Below are 23,784 nucleotides of genomic sequence, written 5' to 3'. Positions count from 1 at the left end.
TCCACCAGTTTTTATTAGTTATGTATAAAAGAGATAATAAAAAAAGAGGTACGAATTTATTAAAAAACATAAAAACAATAACTTAGGCATTCTCAAATTGGCCCCCTTTAATTGTTCCAAAAATTGATTCAAAATTTTCTAAATGATCAGGAATTAAGTTATGTATATATAATAAAAATGGACTAAGGCATATTAAAATTGCTATAACACTACCAATTAATAATGCAGTCTTTTTGTTTTTCAATGAATTTTCCATTACATAAATATACCTTATTTTTTTTGAGATTAAAACCCATAAGATTAGAATAAAAATTTTACCTAATTAAATTTAAAATTGGATTTCCATTTTCGTTATGAGTGTTTTAAATGTGGAATCTTCTACATTTAAAAAGTTGGTTTATTCACTATTAAAACTAAAATTTAATAAACCTTTACTAAGAACTTTTTTTAACCATTTATAACATCAGGATTATACCCTAAATAAGGAACTTCTTTATTAGTAAATGATATTCCATATTTAGTAAGTTCTAATAAAATTGGTTCGTAAATTTCTTTTGAAACAGGAATTAAAACACCCGTAGCTTTTATTTCGCCATTTAAAATTTTTAGGGCGGCAATTGCAACAGGCAATCCTACAGATTTAGCCATTGCAGTATAAGTTTGGTTGTCTCCAATGCAAACCATGCTGCTTTCAATTTGTTTTTTTTCTCCATTTATTTCATACCCAAAAATATGTTGCATCAAAATCATATCTTTATCATCTTTTTTCAATGTCCAGCTATCTTTAAGAATTTTCTCTAATATTTGTGCTGGAGTAGCATTTATTAAACCTACTTTTTTATTTGCATTAAAAATATCCAATTCAAGAAGTTTCTCCCAAATTATATCATCTTGGTCAATTTTTAAGTAATGTCTTAATTTTAATTCAACTGAATCATTTGGGTTATAGGCTAAAAATGAATTAGTAAAATCTCGATAACTCATAGTTTCAGAGCCTTCAATGGTATAACTATCATCAGTCATTCCTAATTGAACAAAAACATTCCAAGCTTTTGAGAATCCAACCCTTCTAATTGTGCCTCGGTATAAGGTTAAAATATTATTTAAGCCATAAATACTTCTGTATTTTAAAGAATCTCGGTTTGCATAAGCTTCAAATTTCCCATAACCATCAATATGAAGTATTTCACTTCTTCTAAATAGTTTATGATATGGTATATATTTATATTTTCCTTCCTGAATAAATTTTGAAGCTCCACCTTGTCCAGCTAAAACAACATTTCTAGGGTTCCAGGTAAATTTGTAGTTCCAAAGGTTGTTATCGCTTTCAGGAGCTATTAAACCTCCTGTAAATGATTCAAAAAGTAATATTTTACCACCTTTATCTTTTATTGAATCTAATACTTGTTTGGCGCTCATATGATCAATTCCGGGATCTAGGCCTATTTCATTTAAAAATATTAAGTTTTTTTCAGCAACTTTAGTGTTTAAAGCTTCCATTTCTTTTGAAACGTAGGAGGCTGTAACTAAATGTTTGCTATTTTGTAAGCAAACTTCGGCTACAATCATATGAAAACGTGCAGGTAGCATTGAAATAACAACGTTTGCTTTTTTGATTGCCTTATTTAATTCAATTTCATTAAAAATATCTAATGAAATTGCTACCCCGTTAGGGTGGTTGTTTATAATTTTTTTTGCTAATTCTAAGTTAAGATCCCCAATTGTAACCTTAAAACAGTGTTTTTTTGCATTGTTAAGTAAATAGGTTATTAATGATGCAGTTGATTTTCCCGCACCAATTATTAAAATATTTTGCATCTTAATTAAGTTTAAGAGTATATTAAATATTTATTATTTCATAAGGTATATTTAAAATCCTACGCTTCTGCGTTTTTTGCATCTTCTAAAATTTGTTTTGCTTTTTCGTAGTCATCAACTCCAACTTCTAATTTATAACCATCAACATAGGCAGTTCCTATTGTAGTCATAATATTTTCATCAAAAATATAACTGGTTATATTGTTATTTGCTAAAAGAGCTTTTGCAATATGAATTTCATGAATTAAACTAGCTGTTAAAACTGTTACTAAAGATTCTGATTGATTTTTCATGATTTTTTATTTTACTTAAAGATACTAATTTTTAGAATAAAAATCTATTATATATTTGTAGTTTTAAATTATATATTATGAAAAAGATTTTGGTTTTAGTAGCATTTTTAGGTGCTATTACAGTGATTTTAGGTGCTTTTGGAGCGCATTCTTTAAAAGATATTTTAAATGTGCAAGAATTAAAAAGTTTTGATACCGCTGTTCGATATCAAATGTATCATGTACTTGTCTTATTATTTGTAAATAGCTATAATGTTTTTACAATAAAACAGAAAAAAAATATAAGTATGCTGTTTTTGTTTGGTATTCTTTTCTTTTCAGGATCAATTTACGCCATTGTTTTTGGTATTGAAGCAAAAAACATTTGGTTTGTTACTCCTTTAGGAGGGTTCCTTTTTATTTTGGGCTGGGTTTTGCTAGCTTTTTCTTTTTTTAATGAAAAAACTATAAATAAAGGTGTTTAATTATTAAGTATTTTAATGAATAAGCATTTTTATGAGTTTTAATTGGATCTTTCGAAATCGTATTCGAGAAAATTTCACTTTCAACAAGTATGCTTAAATCCTTGATTATTAAGTGTTTAAGTTTCGGAAAACGTTTTAGTAGATAGTGCGTTTTTACTGACATATGTCATATAAAACAACTCCTAATTATGCGTAAATTTGTTCAAGAAATTAAACATAATAAACATAAATAAAATCACAACAATATGCAAGTATTAAGAGATTCAGTTGTTAAAGGCCTAAAAAATTTAGGAATCAAAGATGTTCAAGAAATAGTTTACAACCCATCATATGAAGAATTATATGACGCGGAAATGGATCCTTCATTAGAAGGTTATGAAAAAGGACAATTAACAGAATTAGATGCTGTTAATGTAATGACAGGTAAATTTACAGGACGTTCTCCTAAAGATAAATTTATTGTAAAAGATGACGTAACTAAAGATACATTATGGTGGAATTCTAAAACTGCACCAAATGATAACAAGCCTACAACTCAAGCTGTTTGGAATGAGCTTAAAGCGTTAGTTGCAGATGAATTATCTAATAAAAAATTATATGTTGTTGATGCATTTTGTGGTGCAAACGAAGATACACGTTTAAAAGTACGTTTTGTTGTTGAAGTAGCATGGCAAGCACATTTTGTAACAAATATGTTTTTACGTCCAACTGCTGAAGAATTAGAAAACTTTGGAGAACCAGATTTCGTAGTAATGAATGGTTCAAAAGTAACTAATGCAAACTGGAAAGAAAACGGATTACATTCTGAAAACTTTGTATTATTTAACTTAACTGAAAAAGTACAAGTTATTGGTGGATCTTGGTATGGTGGTGAAATGAAAAAAGGTATGTTCGCAATGATGAACTACTATTTACCATTAAGAGGAGTTGCTGCTATGCACTGTTCTGCTAACGTTGGTAAAAAAGGTGATACAGCTATCTTCTTTGGTTTATCAGGAACTGGTAAAACTACTTTATCTACAGATGCAAGTCGTCAGTTAATTGGTGATGATGAGCACGGATGGGATGACGAAGGTGTATTTAACTTTGAAGGTGGATGTTACGCAAAAACTATCGATTTAGATGGTGAAGCTGAACCAGAAATTTTTGGAGCAATTAAACGTAACGCACTTTTAGAAAACGTAACTGTTGATGCTAATGGTAAAATTGATTTTACAGATGGTTCTGTAACTCAAAACACTCGTGTTTCTTACCCAATTAACCATATTGAAAACATTGCAGTACCTTCTAAAGCAGGTCACGCACAAAAAGTAATTTTCTTATCTGCTGATGCATTTGGAACTTTACCTCCAGTTTCTAAATTAACTCCAGAACAAACTAAATATCACTTCTTATCAGGATTTACAGCTAAATTAGCAGGTACTGAAAGAGGTATTACTGAACCAACTCCAACATTCTCTGCTTGTTTCGGAGCTGCTTTCTTAACTTTACACCCAACTAAATACGGTCAAGAGTTAGTAAAAAGAATGGAAGCTAACGGAGCTGAAGCTTACTTAGTAAACACTGGATGGAATGGATCAGGAAAAAGAATTTCTATTAAAGATACAAGAGGAATTATCAATGCAATTTTAGATGGTTCTATTGAAAAAGCGGAAACTAAAAACATTCCAATTTTCAACTTAGAAGTACCAACTTCTTTACCAGGAGTACATACTGAAATTTTAGATCCTAGAGATACTTATACAGATGTTTCTGATTGGACTAAAAAAGCAACTAAATTAGCAGGATTATTTATCGAAAACTTCGAAAAATACACTGACAATGAAGAAGGAAAAGCTTTAGTAGCTGCCGGACCTCAATTATAATAAGCTAAATTTAATCTTAGTTAAATAAAAAGCTCGCCATTGGCGAGCTTTTTTTATATTTAAAAAATAAAAAAAAGATTAAAATAATCCGTTTATTTGAGCATCAATCTTATCAATTATAAATCCTAAATCTTCTTGGTTGTCAACAAAATTTAAATTGTCAACATCAATAATTAAAAGGTTTCCTTTATCATATGTAGTTATCCATGCCTCGTATCGTTCATTTAATCTGCTTAAATAATCAATACTAATTGAATTTTCGTAATCTCTTCCTCTTTTATGAATTTGTCCTACCAAAGTAGAAATAGAAGCTCTTAAGTAAATTAATAAGTCTGGAGGTGAAACTAAACGCTCCATCAATTCAAATAAAGAGTCGTAGTTTTGATAGTCTCTATTAGGCATTAAACCCATAGCATGAAGGTTTGGTGCAAAAATTCGAGCATCTTCATAAATGGTTCTATCTTGAATAATATTTTTTCCACTTTCTCTAATTTCAAGTATCTGTCTAAACCTGCTGTTTAAAAAGTACACTTGTAAATTAAATGACCAACGCTCCATTTCAGCATAAAAATCATCTAGATAAGGGTTTCCCTCAACCGATTCAAAGTGCGGTTCCCACTTATAATGTTTTGCTAAAAGTTTGGTTAAAGTGGTTTTACCCGCTCCTATATTACCAGCAATGGCTACATGCATAATCAATTTTTAAAGTATAATAAGGGGATAAAGTTAATTAAATTTTTTTTGAATTCGGAAATCAATTTCAGAGCATTAAAAAATTAACTTATAGCCAAAACCTCTAACATTGATAATTTGAACAGATTCATCTGAATTTAGCTTTTTTCTAAGTTTTGAAATAAATACATCCATGCTTCTAGCATTAAAAAAATCATCATTACCCCATAGTTTCTTCAAAATAAAAGATCTGTCTAAAACTTGATTTTTATGTTGTATTAAATGAAATAAAAGATTGGCCTCACGGTGCGTAAGTTTTTCTATAGAACCATTTAAAGTTAATGTTTGTTTTTTGAAATGGAAAGTGTAATTGCCTAATTTAATTGGCTCATTAGTAGTTGTGTAATTCTTTTTTCGATTTAATAAAGCGTTCATTCTAACAATTAACTCTTCCATACTAAAAGGTTTTTTAAGGTAATCATTACCTCCTAAATTAAAACCTTCAACAACATCTTCTGTTTGAGATTTTGCTGTTAAAAAAATAATTGGAATATCAGGATCCTCCATGCGAATTTCTTTAGCTAAGGTAAAACCATCTTTAATTGGCATCATTACATCTAATACCAATAATTCAGGTTTTTCAGCCTTATAAGTTTTGTATGCTTCTTCACCATTTGCGCAAAGTAATACTTCAAAATTTCTAGTTTCAAGACTTTCCTTTACAATTTGACCTAAAGCAGGCTCATCTTCAGCTAATAATATTTTAATTGAGTTATTCATTTGGTAATTCAATTTTAAAAACGGTTTCACCTTTTGAATTGTAGATTATTGAAATTTTTCCGTTATGTTGATTTATAATTTTTTTTGTGTAATACAATCCAATTCCAAAGCCTTTTACGTTATGCGTATTGCCTTTGGGGATTCTGTAAAATTGCTCAAAAACTTTATCTTTTTGGTTTTTAGGAATTCCTTCTCCATTGTCCCAAATTAAAATTTCTACTCCATTGTTAGTTTTATTTTGTTCTGTATATATATTGTTTCCGCCATATTTTACGGCATTGTCAATAATATTTGAAATGGCATTTTCAAAATGAAAGATATCAGCATTTACAGTAATGTCTCCATTCTTATTACTGAAATTAAATTGTTTTTCAGGGTTTAAAACTCGGTATTTTTTAACAATACTTTCTAATAATTCATTAACAATAATAACGTCTTTTGATAGTTTTAAATCTTCATGTTTTAAGGAGGCAGTTTCTAATAGTTTTTCAACCATTAAATTTAATTTAGAAGTCTGTGCAGTTGCCATTTCTACGTATTTTTCTGATTTTGATTTGTCTTCTAATGCATTAAAACTTTTCATTGCTTCAAGAACCGTTGAAATAGTTGCAATTGGGGTTTTAAATTCGTGTGTAATATTACTTATTAAATCGTTTTTAACTTCAGATAATTGTTTTTGACTGTTAATTGTTTTAAGTAAATAAATAACACTAGCAATAATACTAGCGGATAATAATAACGATAATAAAATACTCACTAAAGAGTCTCTAAGTACATCTTTTGTTGTGTTTGTAAAATAAATTTCAAGTTTACTTCCATGTGGTAAATAATGAGATTTATTTGTTACTGTTAAATGCTTTTCTGGAAAGTTTTCTAAGTTTATAGATTGTGTTTTAATCTCAGTTTTATCAACTTCAAACCAGTGATGGTATCTTAAATTTAAGGCGTATTTAACATTTATATTTTGTCTTTTAAACTCTGTTTTTAAATAAGAATTTAATTTATAAATATTTAAAGTGTCTTTGGAAAATGAAACAACAACTTTAGAGATAATGCTATCAAGATTTTGTATAAATTGATCGGGACCTCTAAAATATGGAAATTTTTTGCCTTCTTTCTGATTGGATTTAGAATCTGATTTTCCTATAAAAATCACCTTAGTGCTATCCTTTTTTCTTAGTTTTTGTAAGGTGCTATCAACCTTTTGAAACATAAGTTTTCGGGATTTAGTACGAAATTTTATAGTGTCATTTTTTTTCTCTGAATTAATAGAGTCGTTTGAAGTTATAATAAAACTAGACTTTGTTAAGTTGGCAAAATAATCTTCAACAGAATTGTCTAAACTTTGTCTAATTCTATTAATTAATTGCTTTTTATTATTTTGATATTCTCGATAATTCCAATAAACCTGTACAGCAAGAGTAATTACAATTACACTTGCAATTAGATAAATAATCCATTGATATCGCTTGTTGTTCATATCTCAAAGATAGTTATACATATATTAATATCACAACCGGTTAACAGTAGTTAACATTAATTAACTATGGTTTACTTAAATTGAAACTATATTTGTTCTGTAATAAAAAAAACATCTCAGAAAATGAAAAATATCGTTATAAAAAGTCTTCCAATTTTAATGTTGTTTGCAATCTCATCATTAAGTGCTCAAGATTTTCAAGGAAAAGCCATTTACCAAACAAAATCTACAATGGATATGGATTTTTCGGGAACCGGTATACCAGCTGATAGAATAAAAATGATAAAGGAACGTATGAAAGGGTTTTTAGAAAAAACCTTTGTTTTAACCTTTAATAAAACAGCATCAATATATAAAGAAGAAGAAAAGTTAGAGCAGATGGGTGGTGGTCCAGGAGGTGGAGGAATGCGTATGATGATGGGCGGTGGCGCTGCAGGAAATCATTATAAGAATATACAAACAAAAGTATCCAAAAAAGAAAGTGAATTTAGTGGTAAGAATTTTCTTATAAGTGACGGTTTAAAAACGTACGATTGGAAAATGGAGCAGGATACAAAAATGATTGGTCAAAATTTATGTTTTAAAGCAACAACAGTTATAGAAATGGCTGTTAAAAATACAGAAATGAGGTTTGGTAGAAGAGGACCTGAAGGTAATAAAAAAGAAGATGATAAAGAGGAACAGGAACCAGAGATGGAACAAGTTATTGTAACTGCTTGGTACACATTGGGAATCCCTGTAAGTCACGGTCCTGATGATTTTTGGGGTTTGCCTGGTTTAATTTTGGAAGTGGCATATGGTAATACAAATATTTTATGTACAAAAATTGTAATGAACCCAAAAGATAAAGTTGAGATTAAAGAACCTAAAAAAGGAAAGATTGTTAGCCAGAAAGAATATGATAAAATCATTGGAGAAAAAATGAAAGAGATGCGTGAGCGATTTAGAAATGAACGTGAAAAAGGAGGTCATGATGGTCCTGGAATGAGAATGCGTGGTTAAAATTATAAGTAATTTAATGCATACTCAAAAGCTATAATTTTTAATTTAAATAAAATATTTTTATAATGAATAAGTATACAGTTGTTATGCTATTTTTAATTACACCATTTCTTTTAATAGCGCAAAATGTAAAATTAGAAGGCGTAATTAATGATGAAGATGGAAATCCTTTGGAAATGGCAAATGTTATAGCCTTTAAAAAGGGAACTCAATTTTTACAATCTTACTCTATAACAGATTCAAAAGGGAATTATAAGTTAAGTTTAGAGCAAGGCGAAAGTTATACTCTTAAAGCTAGTTATTTGGGGTTTGATACTAAAAATATAGATATACTTGTTGAAGATACTTCAGATGATATTGTAAAAAATATTGTTTTATCTGAATCTAGTGAGGAGTTAAGTACCGTAGAAATAACCTATGAAATGCCTGTAAAAATTGTAGGTGATACAATTGTTTATAATACAGATTCGTTTACTTCAGGTAAAGAAAAAAAGTTGGAAGATGTTCTTAAAAAGTTACCTGGTATTGATATTGATGATAATGGAGAGGTAGAAGTTGAAGGTAAAAAGGTTCAAAAAGTTTTAGTGGAAGGAAAAGAATTTTTTGATGGAGATTCTAAGCTGGCAACTCAAAATATTCCGGCAAGTGCAATTGATAAAGTAGAGGTGTTAAAAAATTATAATGAAGTTGCAGGAATGCGAGGTGTAACCAATAATGAAGATAATATTGCTTTAAATATTAGATTGAAAATAGGAAAAGATAGATTTTGGTTTGGTGAAGTAAATGCAGGAGCAGGTGAAAATGAAAAATATATTGTTAAACCAAAATTATTCTATTATAGTAAAGAGAAAAGTGTTAATATTTTAGGGGATATTAATAATATAGGTGAAACACCTTTTACAATGAGGGATTATTTTAGATTTACCGGAGGGTTAAGAGGGGCAATGAGAGGAAGCGGTACAAGTTTTAATATACAATCTGGTGGCCTTGGTTTTTTAACAACTCAAAACAATAGAGCTCAAGAAATTATTTCAAAGTTTGGAGCGGTAAACTTTAGTTTAGTACCAAAGAAGACTGTTGATTTTAATGGATTTGCAATTATAAATCAATCTGAGACTGATATTTTTACGCAATCAAATACTATATATAATAAATCTGGTTTAATTGAGGGAAGTGAAAATTCAGCGGTTCAAAAAAGCAAATTAGGTTTGTTAAAATTTAGTACAACTTATAGGCCAAATACCAACGTTCATATAGATTATGATATTTTTGGTAAAATTTCTGAACAAACTGAATTTAATGATGTGACTTCAACAAATAGAGGATCTTTAGATACCAATTTAGAGGAAAAACCAGTTTCGTTAAATCAGAATTTTAACTTGTATTATACTATTGATGATAAAAATATTTTTAGTGCTGAGGTGCAACATTTATATGAAAAAGATCAGCCATTGTATAATTCATTAGCTTCAACACAGCCGTTTCAAGCAATACCTTCTTCAGATTCTGAAGAGTTATTTAATATTGTTCAGGAACAAAAAACAAGCACTAATAAGTTTGATGCAAAATTTGATTATTACTATCTGCTAACTCCAAAAAGTAATATTAATATATCATTAGGAACAACTTTTAGCGGACAGAATTTTGATTCGAATATTTCACAAAAGTTAGATGATGGTACCTCATTAAATTTTACAGATTCATCTTTAAATAATGATGTAAAGTATAATTTTTCTGATATCTTTATCGGTGCAAATTACAAAATGGTTTCGGGTATACTTACTTTTCAACCAGGTGTAAGTTTACATCAATATTCAATAAAAGATACACAATTGGGGTCTGTAAATAAAGATGATTTAACAATGTTATTACCAGATGTTTATGCTAGATTACAGTTTAAATCTTCAGAAAGTTTGAGGTTTAACTATTCAATAACATCTCAATTTTCAGATATAAATAATGTTTCCGAAGGTTATGTTCTTGATAATTATAGATCGTTAAAAAGAGGAAATAGAGATATTGAAAATTCACTTCGTCATAAATATTCATTAAGCTATTTTAGTTTTAGTATGTTTTCATTTACAAACATTCAAGCTTCAATTAATTATACAAAAAATGTTGATGGGATAAAAAACAATAGCGAGCTAATTGGTGTTGATAGAATTTCATTTCCTGTTAATTCTATTTTTGCTGATGAAACTTTCTCAGCTAATTTTAGATATGGGAAAACGTATAATAAGTTAAAGACTAATTTTAGAGCTAGTGCTACCAATTCAATATTTAATAATATTGTAAATAATGAACAAATAGAATCAAAAACATTTAATCATAATTATCAGGCAAGCGTAGCTACTAAGTTTAAAGATGCTCCAAATTTTGAAATAGGATTTGAAAAGTCATTTAATGAGTATTCAAACACTGGAAGTACAACAGATAGACCTTTTGGGAATATTGAAATAGGTTTTTTAAAGAACTTTATATTAACAGCAGACTACAGTTATTATAACTATAGAAATGATGAAGATACTGTTAAAAATACCTATTCATTTTTAAATGCTAATTTATACTATCAGCAAAAAGATAGTAAGTGGGAGTTTAAGCTTTCGGCAAATAATTTAACTAATAATAAAACAATAAATAGAGATAGTTACAATCAAATTGTTGATAGTAATGCTACCTCTTTATACTATATACAGCCTAGAATTGTAATGCTGTCAGTAAAATATAATTTATAAATTTAAATAAAATGAGTAAAAGTAAGTCTACAGGTTTCTATATGAGAGTTGTACACCGTTATTTAGGGTTTTTCTTAGCGGGAATTATGACAGTATATGCCATAAGTGGTGTTATTTTAATTTTTAGAGAAACAGAATTTTTAAAAGTAGAAAAAAAGGTAGAAAAAAAATTGCAGCCAAATACTGAAATTAATAAGATTGGTAGGGCCTTAAGAATACGTGATTTTAAAATCACAAAAACTGAAGGGGATTTGGTTTATTTTAATAATGGAACATATAATAAGGAAACAGGTTTAGTAAATTATACTTCTAAAGAATTTCCTTATATTTTAGAGAAGTTTGTTCATTTACATAAAGCAACTACAAAACAACCTTTATTTTATCTAAATGTATTTTTTGGAGTCTCGTTGTTTTTCTTTTCTATTTCTGCATTTTGGATGTTTCTACCCAAAACTAAGGTTTTTAAAAAAGGATTGTACTATACTTTAGGAGGGATTATTTTAACTATAGTTATGCTATTTTTATAATTAGTTAGTAAAAAAATTAAACAAAAAAACAACTTTATTTAAAGTTGTTTTTTTGTTTAAATGTGATTAATAATTTTAATTACCAATTGAAGTTAAATCTAATGTTGTTGTGTTTTTTCCTTTTTTTATTGCAATATAGCTATGCACATTTCCAAGTTCAGAAATAAGCGATAATTTAGTTTGTACAAAGGTTTCATAAGCATCAATATCTGCCAGAACAATTTTTAGTAAAAAATCAAAATTCCCGGATACCTGATAGCATTCCAACACTTCGGGGAATTCATCTACTTGAGCTAAAAATTTCTGTAAATAACTTCTGGTATGACCTTTTAATTTTACACCAATAAAAATAGTTTGTTTTAAACCTATGGTGCGTTCATTTAATAAAGCAACGTACTTATCTATATATCCTTGATTTTCCAGTTTCTTAATTCGCTCAAATACTGCGGTTGTAGATAAATTTAAGTTTTCAGCTATTTTTTTAGTTGTTATCCTACAGTCGTTTTGTAAAATATCTAGTATTTTAAGATCAGTCTTGTCTAGGTTTTTTTTCATTTAAATTTATTTTCGGTTGTTAAAAAATGAATTTTATTAAATAGAATTAGAATATAATATTTGGTAAATGTATAGAATAAACTTCTTAAAAATAATATAAAAAAGGATTAAAAGAGGGGTTAATTTTAAAAGTGATTAATTTTATTCAGAACATAGTGAGCTGGTTTTTATTAACAAAATAGTTCTTGTTTTAAGGTGTAAATTAAATTTTAATAAGATATTCATAAGAATATTTTGTAATTTTGCATTTAAAATGAAGCAATTCACACTTAAAATATCAGCTATAATAATGGCATTCGTAGTTTTTTTATCTACAATGTCATTTACAATTGATATGCATTATTGTGGAGATTTTCTAGTTGATATTTATAGCTTCATTTATTAAATCTTATGCGAATCTATTTGAAGGTTTTCAAAATAAATCCTTACCTTTTGAAGAGTATATACCACCAATTGTTGTGGCAGACATACACGTATTACACCAAGTTTATATAATTTGATTTTAAATTAATTGTAGTTAATCAAGGACTATATAATTCTCCTTGAAATAGAATTATTATGATTTAAAATTAAAAGAATGAAAAAAATACTATATCTATTGTTTATAGTTCCCTTATTTATTTTTTCGCAAGAGCGGTTAAAAGGAACTATTTATGAAGAGGATCCGGACAATAAAAAAGCAGTATTGCCAGGAGCAAATGTTTACTGGTTAAACCAATCTATTGGTGCTGTAACAGATCTTAAAGGGGCATTTAATTTACCATATAAAAAAGAGTACACTAAGCTAGTTGTGAGTTATATTGGCTTTAAAACAGATACAATTTTGGTGAATAATTCAGCCAAAATTAAACATTGGTTAAAACCAAAAAGTATGTTAGATGAAGTTGTATTAACACAACAAAAAAAATCTTCATCAGTTTCGTATTTAAAATCGCTAAATGTAATTAACGTTAGTAGTGATGAATTATTAAAAGCTGCTTGCTGTAATTTGGCAGAAAGTTTTGAAACTAACCCATCTATAGATGTTAATTTTTCTGATGCAGTTTCGGGAACTCGCCAAATAAAAATGTTAGGATTAACCAGCCCAAATATTTTAATTACTACTGAAAATATACCTTCAATTCGTGGTGCTTCACAAGCATACGGTATGAGTTTTATTCCTGGAACTTGGGTTGAAAGTATTCAAATTACAAAAGGAACTGGAAGTGTTGTAAACGGTTTTGAAAGTATTGCGGGGCAAATTAATGCAGAACTTAAAAAACCAATTTCAGATGATAGATTATTTGTAAATGCTTATGCTTCTGCTAACGGCAGGTTGGAGTTGAATACGCATTTAAATAAAAAACTAAGTGAAAAATGGAGTTCAGGTTTATATTTACATGGAAATCTTAGAGATAAAAAAATAGATAATAATAACGATTCATTTTTAGATATTCCATTGGCTAAGCAAATAAATGTAATGAACCGTTGGCAATATACTAATACAGAAACTGGTTTTGTGAGTTTTTTAAATTTAAGATATTTAAAAGATGAAAAACAATCTGGGCAGGTTAGCTTTAGTCCTGAAAAAGATAAATTAACTACTAATTTTTGGGGAAGTGAAATTAATACAGAAAGATTGGAAGTGTCTTTTAAATTAGGTTATGTAAATCCAAATATTCCTTATCAGAGTATTGGTTTGCAGATGGCATATAGCAATCATAAACAAGATTCTTATTTTGGGTTAAATAATTTTAATATTATACAACAGAGTGTATATTCAAATCTTATTTATAATACCATTATTTCTGATTCTAGGCATAAGATTAAAACTGGTGTTGGATTTTCGTATGATAAATATGATGAAATAGTTTTAAATGATATTTATTATAGAAATGAAAATAATGTAGATGGATATTTTGAATATAATTATGATGATTTAGGAGCTATTAATATGTCTGCGGGAATAAGAATTGATCATAATAATTTATTAGGGACTTTTGTAACGCCAAGGTTTCATATAAGATATTCACGTTGGGAGAAATCGGCTTTAAGAGCTTCATTTGGGAGAGGGAAAAGAAGTGCTAATATTTTTGCGGAAAATCAAAAAATGTTTGCAACTTCAAGAACTATTAATATTTTAAATTCAGGAGGGAAAATATATGGTTTGGATCCTGAAATTGCCTGGAATTATGGTGTTTCATATTTGCAAGGTTTCAATTTGTTTGGAAGAAAAGCAGACTTAAATATAGATTTTTATAGAACAGATTTTAAAAATCAGGTAGTTGTAGATTGGGAAATTTCAAAAGAAATTAGTTTTTATAATTTAGAAGGAGAAAGTTATTCAGATAGTTTTCAGGCAGAGTTTTCATACAATCCTTTTAATAAATTTAACTTAAAACTAGCATACAAATATTATGATGTTAAAACTCAATATAAATCGGGAAAAAAGTTGTCACCTTTAATTCCTAGAAGTAGAATATTTGCAAATGCCTCTTATGAAACTTCATTAAAAAAAAATGGAAGCCACTGGAAATTTGATGGAACCTTTAATTGGCTAAGCAAACAGCGATTTCCTTCAACAGAGTTTAGTGATGTAGAATATCAATTAAATAAGTATTCGTCAACTTTGGCAACTCTAAATATGCAAGTAACAAAAGTATTCTCACCTAAATTAGAAGTTTATTTTGGAGGAGAGAACATTACAAATATTAAACAAGAAAATCCTGTAATAAGTGCGGAAAACCCGTTTGGAGCACATTTTGATACTACTTTAGTATATGGTCCAATTTTTGGAAGTATGTATTATACAGGACTTAGGTATAAATTAAATTAAATATAAATAAAATGAAAAAATTAGTAATCTTATTAGTGTTTTTTGTGGGGGCATTATCTTATTCGCAAAATAAAAATGCAAGAACTTCATTTGAAGTTGATGGTGTATGTTTAATGTGTAAAGAGCGAATTGAAAAAGCTTGTATAAAAACAAAGGGTGTAAAATCTGCAGTGTGGAATGTGAAAACTCATGAATTGAGTCTTATTTTTGATGAACGTAAAACGGATGTGAAATCAATAAAAAATAGCGTTGCCAATGTTGGTCACGATATGAAAGATTTGAAAGCTTCTGATGAAGCTTATAATGGTTTGCATAATTGTTGTAAATATAGAGATGAAGAAGTAATTGAAGATCACAAAGACGAATAAAATAATTGTATAAAAAAAAGACGATTTTCTTAAAAAAATCGTCTTTTTTTATAGTGTTTAGGTTAACTATTATAATTTAAAAGCTTCTTTTACTTTGTTCACATAATCAAGTTTTTCCCAAGTAAATAATTCAACATCTAGAGAGATTTCAGTTCCATCTACATTTCTAAATGATTTATTTACTATTTTGTTTTCTCTTCCCATATGGCCATAAGCGGCAGTTTCTAAATACATAGGTTGACGTAATTTTAAACGCTTTTCAATAGCTGAAGGTCTCATGTCAAAAATAGTTGAAACAATTTCAGCTATTTCCCCATCTGCTAAATCAACGTTTGAAGTTCCGTAAGTATTCACATAGATACCCATAGGTTCAACAACTCCAATAGCATAAGAAACTTGAATTAAAATTTCATCTGCAACACCTGCAGCAACTAAGTTTTTAGCAATATGTCTTGTTGCATATGCAGCACTTCTATCAACTTTACTAGGGTCTTTTCCTGAAAAAGCTCCACCACCGTGAGCTCCTTTACCACCGTATGTATCAACAATAATTTTTCTTCCCGTTAATCCAGTATCACCGTGAGGTCCTCCAATAACAAACTTACCTGTAGGATTTACATGGTAAACAATATTATCATTGAATAAAGCTTTAATAGCGTCAGGTAACTTAGCAATTACTCTTGGAATTAAAATGTTTATAATATCAGCTTTAATTTTAGCTAACATTTCATTGTCATCTTCTAAAAACTGATCGTGTTGTGTAGAAACTACAATATCTTTAATTCTAAAAGGCACGTTGTCATCTGTATACTCAATAGTTACTTGACTTTTAGAGTCTGGACGTAAGTATGAGATTTCATTGTTTTCTCTTCTTAGTTCAGCAAGTTCTATTAAAATTCTATGACTTAAATCTAAAGCCAATGGCATAAAGTTTTCAGTTTCGTTGGTAGCATATCCAAACATCATTCCTTGGTCACCAGCTCCTTGTTCTTCTTTAGAGTCTCTGTCTACACCTTGGTTAATGTCTTGAGATTGTTCGTGTATAGCTGAAAATACACCACAAGAATTTCCATCAAACATATACTCGCTTTTAGTATATCCAATTGTATTAATAACATCTCTTGCTATTTTTTGAACATCTAAGTAGGTTTTCGATTTAACTTCACCTGCAAGTACTACTTGACCAGTAGTGACTAATGTTTCACAAGCAATTTTAGAATCTTTATCGAAGGCTAAAAAATTATCAACCAAGGCATCTGATATTTGATCCGATACTTTATCTGGGTGTCCTTCAGAAACGGATTCAGAAGTAAATAAATATGACATAATATTTTTATTTTAAAATGAATGAAGAAAATAAGTTGATTGCAATAGTCGCTAAAAGAAGTAAAAACTTACTGCTTTAGCATTTTTTAATGAGGTTGCAATCAGTTCAAATTCTTCCTCTAATTATTTCGTGTGCAAATCTATGAAAAATATAAACCTAAATAAAAAATAGATGCTAAATAAATCTTAAATTTTTTAAAGTTTTATTTATAAACGGTTTTGAAATAGTGTATTACAACCATTTTTTTAGAATATTTAAGGATGATTTAAGATTTATAGTAACCGTGAGTTTTATTAAAAAAAAGTGACATATGTTGTAAATTAAAAATTTGTGATTACATTTGCATCAATAAAACAAGAAAAAATGAATATTAAATTTAACAAAAAGCGTTGGATGATGTGTAATTTATACGCAGAGGGTGCTATTGTTTAAAATTTAATAATATAAATAAATAGAAACCTCTGAATTATCAGGGGTTTTTTGTTTTAATAAAGATAAAAATGAATTTAATAAACCATATTTATATTCTTAATTTTTTTGAGATGTTTATGCGAATGATGCATAATACAATGAAATGGTATTGCCTAAACTAAACAGAAATTAAATAGTATATTTAAGTCTCTTTGGTAATACCTAAAGCCAAAGAGACTTTTTTTATTATAAAATTAAAACTAAAAAAATATTAAAGGATATTATGAGTACTCAAAAAATTTCAACATTAGCTTTACACGCAGGACACGATACAAATAGCACGGCAGGAACAAGAGCAGTGCCAATTTATCAATCATCATCGTATGTTTTTAACAATACAGAACATGCTGCAAATTTATTCTCATTAAAAGAATTAGGGTTTATTTATACACGTTTAAATAACCCAACTAATGATATTTTACAACAACGTTTAGCAGCTATTGAGGGTGGAGTAGGAGCAGTTGTTTTTGCTTCAGGTGCAGCGGCAATTTCATCAGGTTTATTAACCTTATTAAAAGCTGGAGATCATATTGTAGCTTCAAGCAGTTTATACGGAGGAACTTTTACATTGTTAAATGTTACTCTACCAAGGTTAGGAATTACAACAACTTTTGTTGATGCTTCAAATCCAGAAAATTTTAAAGATGCTGTTCAAGAAAATACAAGAGCATTTTTTGTAGAGTCTTTAGGAAATCCAAAATTAGATGTGTTAGATTTGGAAGCAATAGCAGAACAATCTAAAGCTGCAGAAGTACCATTTATAGTTGATAATACAGTTGCAAGTCCGGCATTATTAAATCCTATTAAACACGGTGCTAACTTGGTTATTCATTCTTTAACTAAATATATTGGAGGTCATGGAAGTTCATTAGGTGGAGCAATTATTGATGCTGGTACTTTTGATTGGACAAATGGAAAATTCCCTGAATTTACAGAGCCTTCAGAAGGTTACCATGGTTTAGTATATAGTGAAGCTTTAGGAGCGGCAGCTTTTACTTTTAAATTAATTTTAGAGGGGTTACGTGATTTTGGTGGAGCTTTAAGCCCTTTTAATGCTTTTCAAATTATTCAAGGTTTGGAAACGTTGCCTGTTCGTATTAAACAACACAGTGCAAATGCATTGGAATTGGCTCAATGGTTAGAAGATAGAGAAGAAGTGGCTTGGGTAAATTACCCTGGTTTAAAAAGTAGTAAATATAATACATTGGCAAAAAAATACTTACCAAAAGGTCAAAGTGGTTTAGTTACATTTGGTTTAAAAGGTGGTTTTGAAGCAGCTAAAAAAGTAACAGATGCGACAAAAATATTTTCTTTGCTAGCCAATATTGGTGATACAAAATCGTTAATAATTCACCCTGCAAGTACAACACATCAGCAACTAACAGCTGAGCAACAAGCAGGAGCTGGTGTAGGTCAAGATTTAATTAGATTATCTGTTGGTCTTGAGGATATTGAAGACTTGAAGAATGATTTAGAACAAGCTTTTGTTGAAGCAAAAATATAAGTAAATTAAATTTTTATTAAAAGTATTGTATGGTAAAAAATTATTGCGTTAATTTGCTGCTTAGTTCATAATCTTATTGAATAATGTTATCAAGAAAGGCAGAGGGAATAGACCCGTTGAAGCCTTAGCAACCCTTTACTTATTAAAGAAGGTGCTAAATTCTACCCATTATGGATAGATAACTCAAGCAAATTACCGCAGGTAATTTAAAACCTCTCTCATAATATTAATCGTTAAGCAACTGAAAAAATTTAAACTAATAGTTTTTATTAATTTGTATTATTAATGAGTCAACTTAAAAATATTTCATTAACAGGTTTTGTTCCAGAAAAAGGCACGCAACCTATTAATATAAAACTTTCTTATCAGGTTTTTGGTAAGGAATTACATAGTGCTCCTATAATTTTAGTGAATCATGCATTAACAGGTAATTCTGAAGTTGCGGGTGAAAATGGTTGGTGGAAAGATTTAATTGGAGATAATAAAGTTATAAATACTAAAGAGTATACAGTTTTAGCTTTTAATATTCCAGGAAATGGATTTGATGGTTTTGTAATAGAAAACTACAAGGAATTTGTTGCAAGAGATATCGCTAAAATTTTCCTAAAAGGACTTAATATATTAAATATAGAAGAGTTGTTTGCGTTAATTGGAGGGTCTTTAGGAGGCGGAATTGCTTGGGAAATGGCTGTTTTAAGCCCTAAAATTACAAAGCACTTAATAACAATAGCAACAGACTGGAAATCTACAGATTGGTTAATTGCTAATTGTCAAATTCAAGAACAATTTTTATCTAATTCTAGCAATCCTGTTCACGATGCGCGTATGCATGCAATGTTGTGTTATAGAACTCCAGAATCTTTTAAAGAACGTTTTCAGCGTTCTAAAAATGAAGAGTTAGAGATTTTTAATGTTGAAAGCTGGTTGCTACACCATGGTGCAAAATTGCAGGAACGGTTTCAACTTTCAGCCTATAAATTAATGAATCAATTATTAAGAACAATTGATGCTACAAAAGGTAGAGATGAGCATATTTTAGATTCAATAAAAGCTAATATTCATATAATTGGTGTTAGTTCGGATTTGTTTTTTACGGCTGAAGAAAATAAAGAAACTCACAAACAATTGGCTTTAACAAATCCAAGTGTTACTTATAATGAAATAAATTCTGTGCACGGGCATGATGCCTTTTTAATTGAGCACAAACAATTAGAGAAAATTGTTGATTCAGTTTTTAATCAAAGTTCTAAAAAGAATAAAATGAAAATAGTAAAATTCGGAGGGAAATCCCTTGCAAATGGTATAGGTTTAGAAAGTACTCTAAGTATTGTTTCTAGCAAAGTTGACAATAATGAGCAAATAGCTTTAGTTGTTTCGGCAAGAGGAAAAACCACCGATCAATTAGAATCAATTTTAGAAAAAGCAAAAAATGATTTGCCTTATTTAGAAGAGCTTAAACAATTAAAAGAATTTCAACTTGAGCCTGATTCATCAGTTAATGTATCTGCAGAATTTAAATTGTTAGATGAGATTTTTAAGGGGGTAAATTTATTAGGAGATTACAGTGCAAAAGTAAAAGACCAAGTGCTTGCGCAAGGTGAAATTTTATCTGCAAAAGTAATAGCACATTTATTGAATAAAAATAATGTGAAGGCTGCATATGTAGATTCTAGAAAATTAATTAAAACTGATAATCAGTTTGGTGAAGCTATTGTATTTGAAAGTGTTTCAGAAGAAAATGTAATTGAGCATTTTAGAAATATTGAAGATGGTGAAGTTCAGGTTATAACAGGGTATATTGGTTCAAATATAAAAGGAGATACAACTACACTGGGTAGAAATGGGAGTAATTATTCGGCAGCTTTAATAGCTAACTTTTTAAATGCTTCAGAATTTCAAAATTATACCCATGTAAATGGAATTTATACTGCAAACCCGGATTTAGTTGAAAACTCAAAGAAAATTGAAAAACTTTCTTACCAAGAAGCTAATGAAATGGCGAATTTTGGTGCAAATATTTTACATGCAAAAACTATAATTCCTCTTATTCAAAAAAACATTCCATTAAGAATATTAAATACTTTTGATAAAGAAAATAAAGGAACCTTAATTGGTCCAGAAACTGAACGTGGAGGTATTAAATCTTTGTCTGTTCAGGAAGATGTAGCTTTAGTAAATCTAGTTGGTAGAGGTTTGTTAGGAAAAGTTGGTGTAGATGGTAGAATATTTGGTGCTTTAGGGAAAGAAAATGTTAGTGTAAGTATTATTTCACAAGGATCATCAGAACGTGGTATTGGTTTTATTGTTGAAGCAAGAGATGGTTATAAAGCTAAAAAAGTTTTAGAGAATGAATTTAAAAATGAATTTCAAAGTAAAGATGTAAGTCAGATTTATATTAAAGAAAATGTTTCTGTTATTTCAATAATTGGGCAAAGTTTATATTCATTTAATCAGCCATATAGCGCATTAATTAAAAACCATATTACTCCAATATTAATTAATAATACAGTTACAGGTGAAAACGTTTGTTTGGTTGTTAATAAATCAGATTTAAAGAAAGCTGTAAATGTGATTCATGGAGAAATATTTGGTGTTTCTAAAAATATAAATATTGCTGTTTTTGGTAAAGGCTTAGTGGGTGGAACACTTATTAATCAAATATTAAAGAGCAAAGAAAATATTGTTAAAAGAAAGAATATAAACTTAAATATTTTTGCAGTAGCAAATTCTTCAAAAGTATTGCTATCTAAAAATGGTGTTTCTGAAAATTGGGAACAAGATTTAAGTGAATCAACTGTTGAAAATAGCCTTCAGAATATTCTTGAATATGCTGAAAAATATCATTTAGAGAATTTAATAGCAGTTGATAATACTGCAAGTAGCGAATTTGTTAAAAATTATATTGATCTTGTTGAAAACGGGTTTGATTTAATTTCTTCAAACAAAATAGCAAATACATTGAGCTATGAATTCTATAAAGAATTACGTAAAAAATTAAGCGAAAATAAGAAGGCTTATTTGTATGAAACTAATGTAGGTGCTGGTTTACCATTAATTGATACAATTAAATTATTGCATGATTCAGGTGAAAATATTACAGGTATTAGAGGTGTTTTTTCTGGGTCATTAAGTTATTTATTTAATACATATTCTGTTGAAGATAGACCGTTTAGTTCTGTGTTAAAAGAAGCAATTGAAAGTGGTTTTACAGAGCCGGATCCACGTGAAGATTTATGTGGAAATGATGTTGGAAGAAAATTATTAATTTTAGCACGTGAGCTTGATTTACAAAATGAATTTGAGGATGTAGTAATTGAAAATCTAATTCCAGAAAATTTAAGAGAAGGTTCTGCAAAAGAATTTTTAGGTAAATTAAATGAATTTGATGATTACTATAAAAAGATAAAAGAAAACCAAGAAGACGGTCATGTTTTAAGGTATATAGGTGATTTATCTGGTAATTTACAAGAAGATAAAGGAGTTTTGGAAGTGAAATTAATTTCCGTTCCAGCAAATAGTGCTTTAGGACAAATACAAGGTGCAGATGCTATTTTTGAAGTATTTACAGAATCTTATGGTGAAAAACCAATTGTAATTCAAGGAGCAGGAGCAGGAGCAGCAGTAACTGCAAGAGGTGTATTTGGTGATATTTTAAGATTAGCAGAAAAGAATTAATAAGGAATATTAAAAAATGTTATTGAGGTGATTTTTAATAGTTGAAACCTTAATTAAAATTGCGTTAGTGAAAGTAGTGGTATCTTTTTTTGAAGTGAAATGGAGAAAAGAGATAATGATAAATACGATCTGAAAGGAAACGCAAAAAAAATAATACTAAGATTTTTAGAATAAATAACAGATATAATGAGCGATAACAAATTTGAAACAGATGCTATTAGAACGCAATTAGAACGTTCACAATTTCAAGAACATACTACACCAATGTATGTTACTTCAAGTTTTGTATTTGACGATGCAGAAGATATGAGAGCTTCATTTACTGAAGAGAAAATACGAAATATTTATTCTCGTTACAGCAATCCAAATACCACAGAGTTTGTTGAAAAAGTTATGAAAATGGAAGGAGCGGAAGATGGTTATGCTTTTGCTACCGGAATGGCAGCGGTGTATTCAAGCTTCGCGGCATTATTAAGTAGTGGAGATCATATTGTTTCTGCAAGATCAATTTTTGGTTCAACGCATACGTTATTTACAAAGTATTTTCCTAAGTGGAATATTGAGACTTCTTATTTTGATATTAATAATCCAGATGAAATTGAAAGTTTAATTAAACCTTCAACAAAATTTTTATATGCTGAAACGCCTACAAATCCAGGAGTTGATATTATAGATTTGGAGTTATTAGGTAAAATTGCAAAAAAGCACAATTTATTACTAGTTATTGATAATTGTTTTGCAACTCCATATATTCAACAACCTATAAAATATGGGGCTGATTTAGTTATTCATTCAGCAACAAAATTAATGGACGGTCAAGGTCGTGTGTTGGGTGGTATTGTAGTTGGTAATTCAGATTTAATACGAGAAATTTATTTATTTTCTCGAAATACAGGTCCAGCACTATCACCATTTAACGCTTGGGTGCTTAGTAAAAGTTTGGAAACTTTAGCGGTTAGAGTTGATAGACATTGTGAAAATGCATTAAAATTAGCTCAATTTTTAGAAGGTCATGAAAAGATTTCTAAAGTAAAATATCCTTTTTTAAAATCGCATCCTCAATATGAAATTGCGAAAAAGCAAATGAAATTAGGGGGGAATATTATTGCGATGGAAATTAAAGGAGGTATTGAGGCTGGTAGAAATTTTTTAGACGCTATTAAAATGTGTTCATTGTCGGCAAATTTAGGTGATACAAGATCTATTGTAACACATCCGGCATCTACTACACATAGTAAATTAAGTGAAGAAGAACGGCTTGCGGCAGGTATAACACCTGGCTTAGTGCGTATTTCAGTTGGTTTAGAAAATATTGATGATATAATTCAAGACATATCACAAGCGTTAAATAACTAATTTTTAACATAATTTTTTGAGAATATAATAAAACTTTCAAAAAATTACGGGCTATAAGTCTATCAAGTTGGTAGGGT

General features: G+C 29.0%; 17 protein-coding genes, 1 pseudogene and 1 riboswitch. Of the genes and pseudogenes, 11 read left to right on the top strand and 7 right to left on the bottom strand.

Annotation, left to right across the window (positions count from 1 at the left end; genetic code table 11):
- Window positions 1–447 precede the first annotated feature (447 nt).
- Both DAD81_RS13405 and DAD81_RS13400 read right to left on the bottom strand, forming a co-directional pair.
- Window positions 448–1,818, bottom strand: a complete 1,371-nt coding sequence (locus tag DAD81_RS13405) for a saccharopine dehydrogenase family protein (RefSeq protein WP_111708796.1) — start codon at window positions 1,816–1,818, stop codon at window positions 448–450.
- A 59-nt stretch (window positions 1,819–1,877) separates the two neighbouring features.
- A complete protein-coding gene (locus DAD81_RS13400) occupies window positions 1,878–2,111 on the bottom strand; it encodes a putative signal transducing protein (protein WP_111708795.1) in 234 nt (77 codons plus the stop codon).
- 77 nt (window positions 2,112–2,188) lie between these two features.
- On the opposite strand from DAD81_RS13400, the gene DAD81_RS13395 reads away from it, so the two are divergent.
- A complete protein-coding gene (locus DAD81_RS13395) occupies window positions 2,189–2,575 on the top strand; it encodes a DUF423 domain-containing protein (protein WP_111708794.1) in 387 nt (128 codons plus the stop codon).
- 245 nt (window positions 2,576–2,820) lie between these two features.
- Window positions 2,821–4,440 (top strand): phosphoenolpyruvate carboxykinase (ATP), encoded by a 1,620-nt coding sequence (gene pckA / locus DAD81_RS13390; RefSeq protein WP_111708793.1) that lies wholly within the window; start codon window positions 2,821–2,823, stop codon window positions 4,438–4,440.
- 78 nt (window positions 4,441–4,518) lie between these two features.
- Here the strand turns inward: pckA and DAD81_RS13385 are convergent, their stop codons facing one another.
- The 3 genes from DAD81_RS13385 to DAD81_RS13375 all read right to left on the bottom strand — a co-directional run bounded on the left by DAD81_RS13385 (window position 4,519) and on the right by DAD81_RS13375 (window position 7,372).
- Window positions 4,519–5,133, bottom strand: a complete 615-nt coding sequence (locus DAD81_RS13385) for a deoxynucleoside kinase (RefSeq protein ID WP_111708792.1) — start codon at window positions 5,131–5,133, stop codon at window positions 4,519–4,521.
- A gap of 75 nt (window positions 5,134–5,208) precedes the next feature.
- Window positions 5,209–5,892: a response regulator transcription factor gene (locus DAD81_RS13380; RefSeq protein WP_111708791.1), complete on the bottom strand. Its 684-nt coding sequence runs from the start codon at window positions 5,890–5,892 to the stop codon at window positions 5,209–5,211.
- The gene (locus DAD81_RS13375) at window positions 5,885–7,372 is read right to left on the bottom strand and encodes a sensor histidine kinase (RefSeq protein WP_111708790.1); all 1,488 of its coding nucleotides are present in this window, start codon (window positions 7,370–7,372) and stop codon (window positions 5,885–5,887) included. The genes DAD81_RS13380 and DAD81_RS13375 overlap by 8 nt, the downstream gene beginning before the upstream one ends.
- Window positions 7,373–7,495: 123 nt before the next feature.
- Here DAD81_RS13375 and DAD81_RS13370 point away from each other — a divergent pair, with 123 nt between their 5' ends.
- The 3 genes from DAD81_RS13370 (at window position 7,496) to DAD81_RS13360 (ending at window position 11,636) form a co-directional block, all read left to right on the top strand.
- The gene (locus tag DAD81_RS13370; protein ID WP_111708789.1) at window positions 7,496–8,374 is read left to right on the top strand and encodes a GLPGLI family protein; all 879 of its coding nucleotides are present in this window, start codon (window positions 7,496–7,498) and stop codon (window positions 8,372–8,374) included.
- A 65-nt stretch (window positions 8,375–8,439) separates the two neighbouring features.
- Window positions 8,440–11,109 (top strand): TonB-dependent receptor, encoded by a 2,670-nt coding sequence (locus tag DAD81_RS13365; protein ID WP_245949282.1) that lies wholly within the window; start codon window positions 8,440–8,442, stop codon window positions 11,107–11,109.
- A gap of 11 nt (window positions 11,110–11,120) precedes the next feature.
- Window positions 11,121–11,636 (top strand): hypothetical protein, encoded by a 516-nt coding sequence (locus DAD81_RS13360; protein WP_111708788.1) that lies wholly within the window; start codon window positions 11,121–11,123, stop codon window positions 11,634–11,636.
- A gap of 75 nt (window positions 11,637–11,711) precedes the next feature.
- Here the strand turns inward: DAD81_RS13360 and DAD81_RS13355 are convergent, their stop codons facing one another.
- Window positions 11,712–12,191, bottom strand: a complete 480-nt coding sequence (locus DAD81_RS13355; RefSeq protein WP_111708787.1) for an Lrp/AsnC family transcriptional regulator — start codon at window positions 12,189–12,191, stop codon at window positions 11,712–11,714.
- Window positions 12,192–12,444: 253 nt separating this feature from the next.
- Here DAD81_RS13355 and DAD81_RS21275 point away from each other — a divergent pair.
- From DAD81_RS21275 to DAD81_RS13340, 3 genes and pseudogenes are all read left to right on the top strand, one after another.
- Window positions 12,445–12,691 (top strand): annotated as a pseudogene (locus DAD81_RS21275) (HYC_CC_PP family protein).
- A 77-nt stretch (window positions 12,692–12,768) separates the two neighbouring features.
- Complete coding sequence (locus tag DAD81_RS13345; protein ID WP_111708786.1) at window positions 12,769–15,006, top strand: TonB-dependent receptor; 2,238 nt, start codon at window positions 12,769–12,771, stop codon at window positions 15,004–15,006.
- A gap of 11 nt (window positions 15,007–15,017) precedes the next feature.
- Window positions 15,018–15,374 carry a heavy-metal-associated domain-containing protein gene (locus DAD81_RS13340; RefSeq protein WP_111708785.1) on the top strand — a complete coding sequence of 119 codons (357 nt, stop codon included), beginning with the start codon at window positions 15,018–15,020 and terminating at the stop codon, window positions 15,372–15,374.
- A 69-nt stretch (window positions 15,375–15,443) separates the two neighbouring features.
- On the opposite strand, the gene metK is transcribed toward DAD81_RS13340, so the two are convergent.
- The gene (metK, locus tag DAD81_RS13335; protein ID WP_111708784.1) at window positions 15,444–16,700 is read right to left on the bottom strand and encodes a methionine adenosyltransferase; all 1,257 of its coding nucleotides are present in this window, start codon (window positions 16,698–16,700) and stop codon (window positions 15,444–15,446) included.
- A 695-nt stretch (window positions 16,701–17,395) separates the two neighbouring features.
- Here metK and DAD81_RS13330 point away from each other — a divergent pair.
- The 3 genes from DAD81_RS13330 to DAD81_RS13320 all read left to right on the top strand — a co-directional run bounded on the left by DAD81_RS13330 (window position 17,396) and on the right by DAD81_RS13320 (window position 23,707).
- Window positions 17,396–18,676, top strand: coding sequence for an O-acetylhomoserine aminocarboxypropyltransferase/cysteine synthase family protein (locus DAD81_RS13330; protein WP_111708783.1), 1,281 nt, complete (start codon window positions 17,396–17,398; stop codon window positions 18,674–18,676).
- An 83-nt stretch (window positions 18,677–18,759) separates the two neighbouring features.
- Window positions 18,760–18,861: riboswitch (SAM riboswitch) on the top strand.
- 100 nt (window positions 18,862–18,961) lie between these two features.
- Entirely contained in the window at window positions 18,962–22,351 is a 3,390-nt protein-coding gene (gene thrA, locus DAD81_RS13325) for a bifunctional aspartate kinase/homoserine dehydrogenase I (protein WP_111708782.1), read from the top strand.
- 186 nt (window positions 22,352–22,537) lie between these two features.
- Window positions 22,538–23,707, top strand: a complete 1,170-nt coding sequence (locus DAD81_RS13320; protein ID WP_111708781.1) for a trans-sulfuration enzyme family protein — start codon at window positions 22,538–22,540, stop codon at window positions 23,705–23,707.
- Window positions 23,708–23,784: the final 77 nt, after the last annotated feature.

The sequence above is a fragment of the Lutibacter citreus genome, from assembly GCF_003260195.1.
GTDB lineage: Bacteria > Bacteroidota > Bacteroidia > Flavobacteriales > Flavobacteriaceae > Lutibacter > Lutibacter citreus.
The sequence above is the reverse complement of the archived record's forward strand: the minus strand, read 5'-3'. Positions and strand labels throughout refer to the sequence as shown.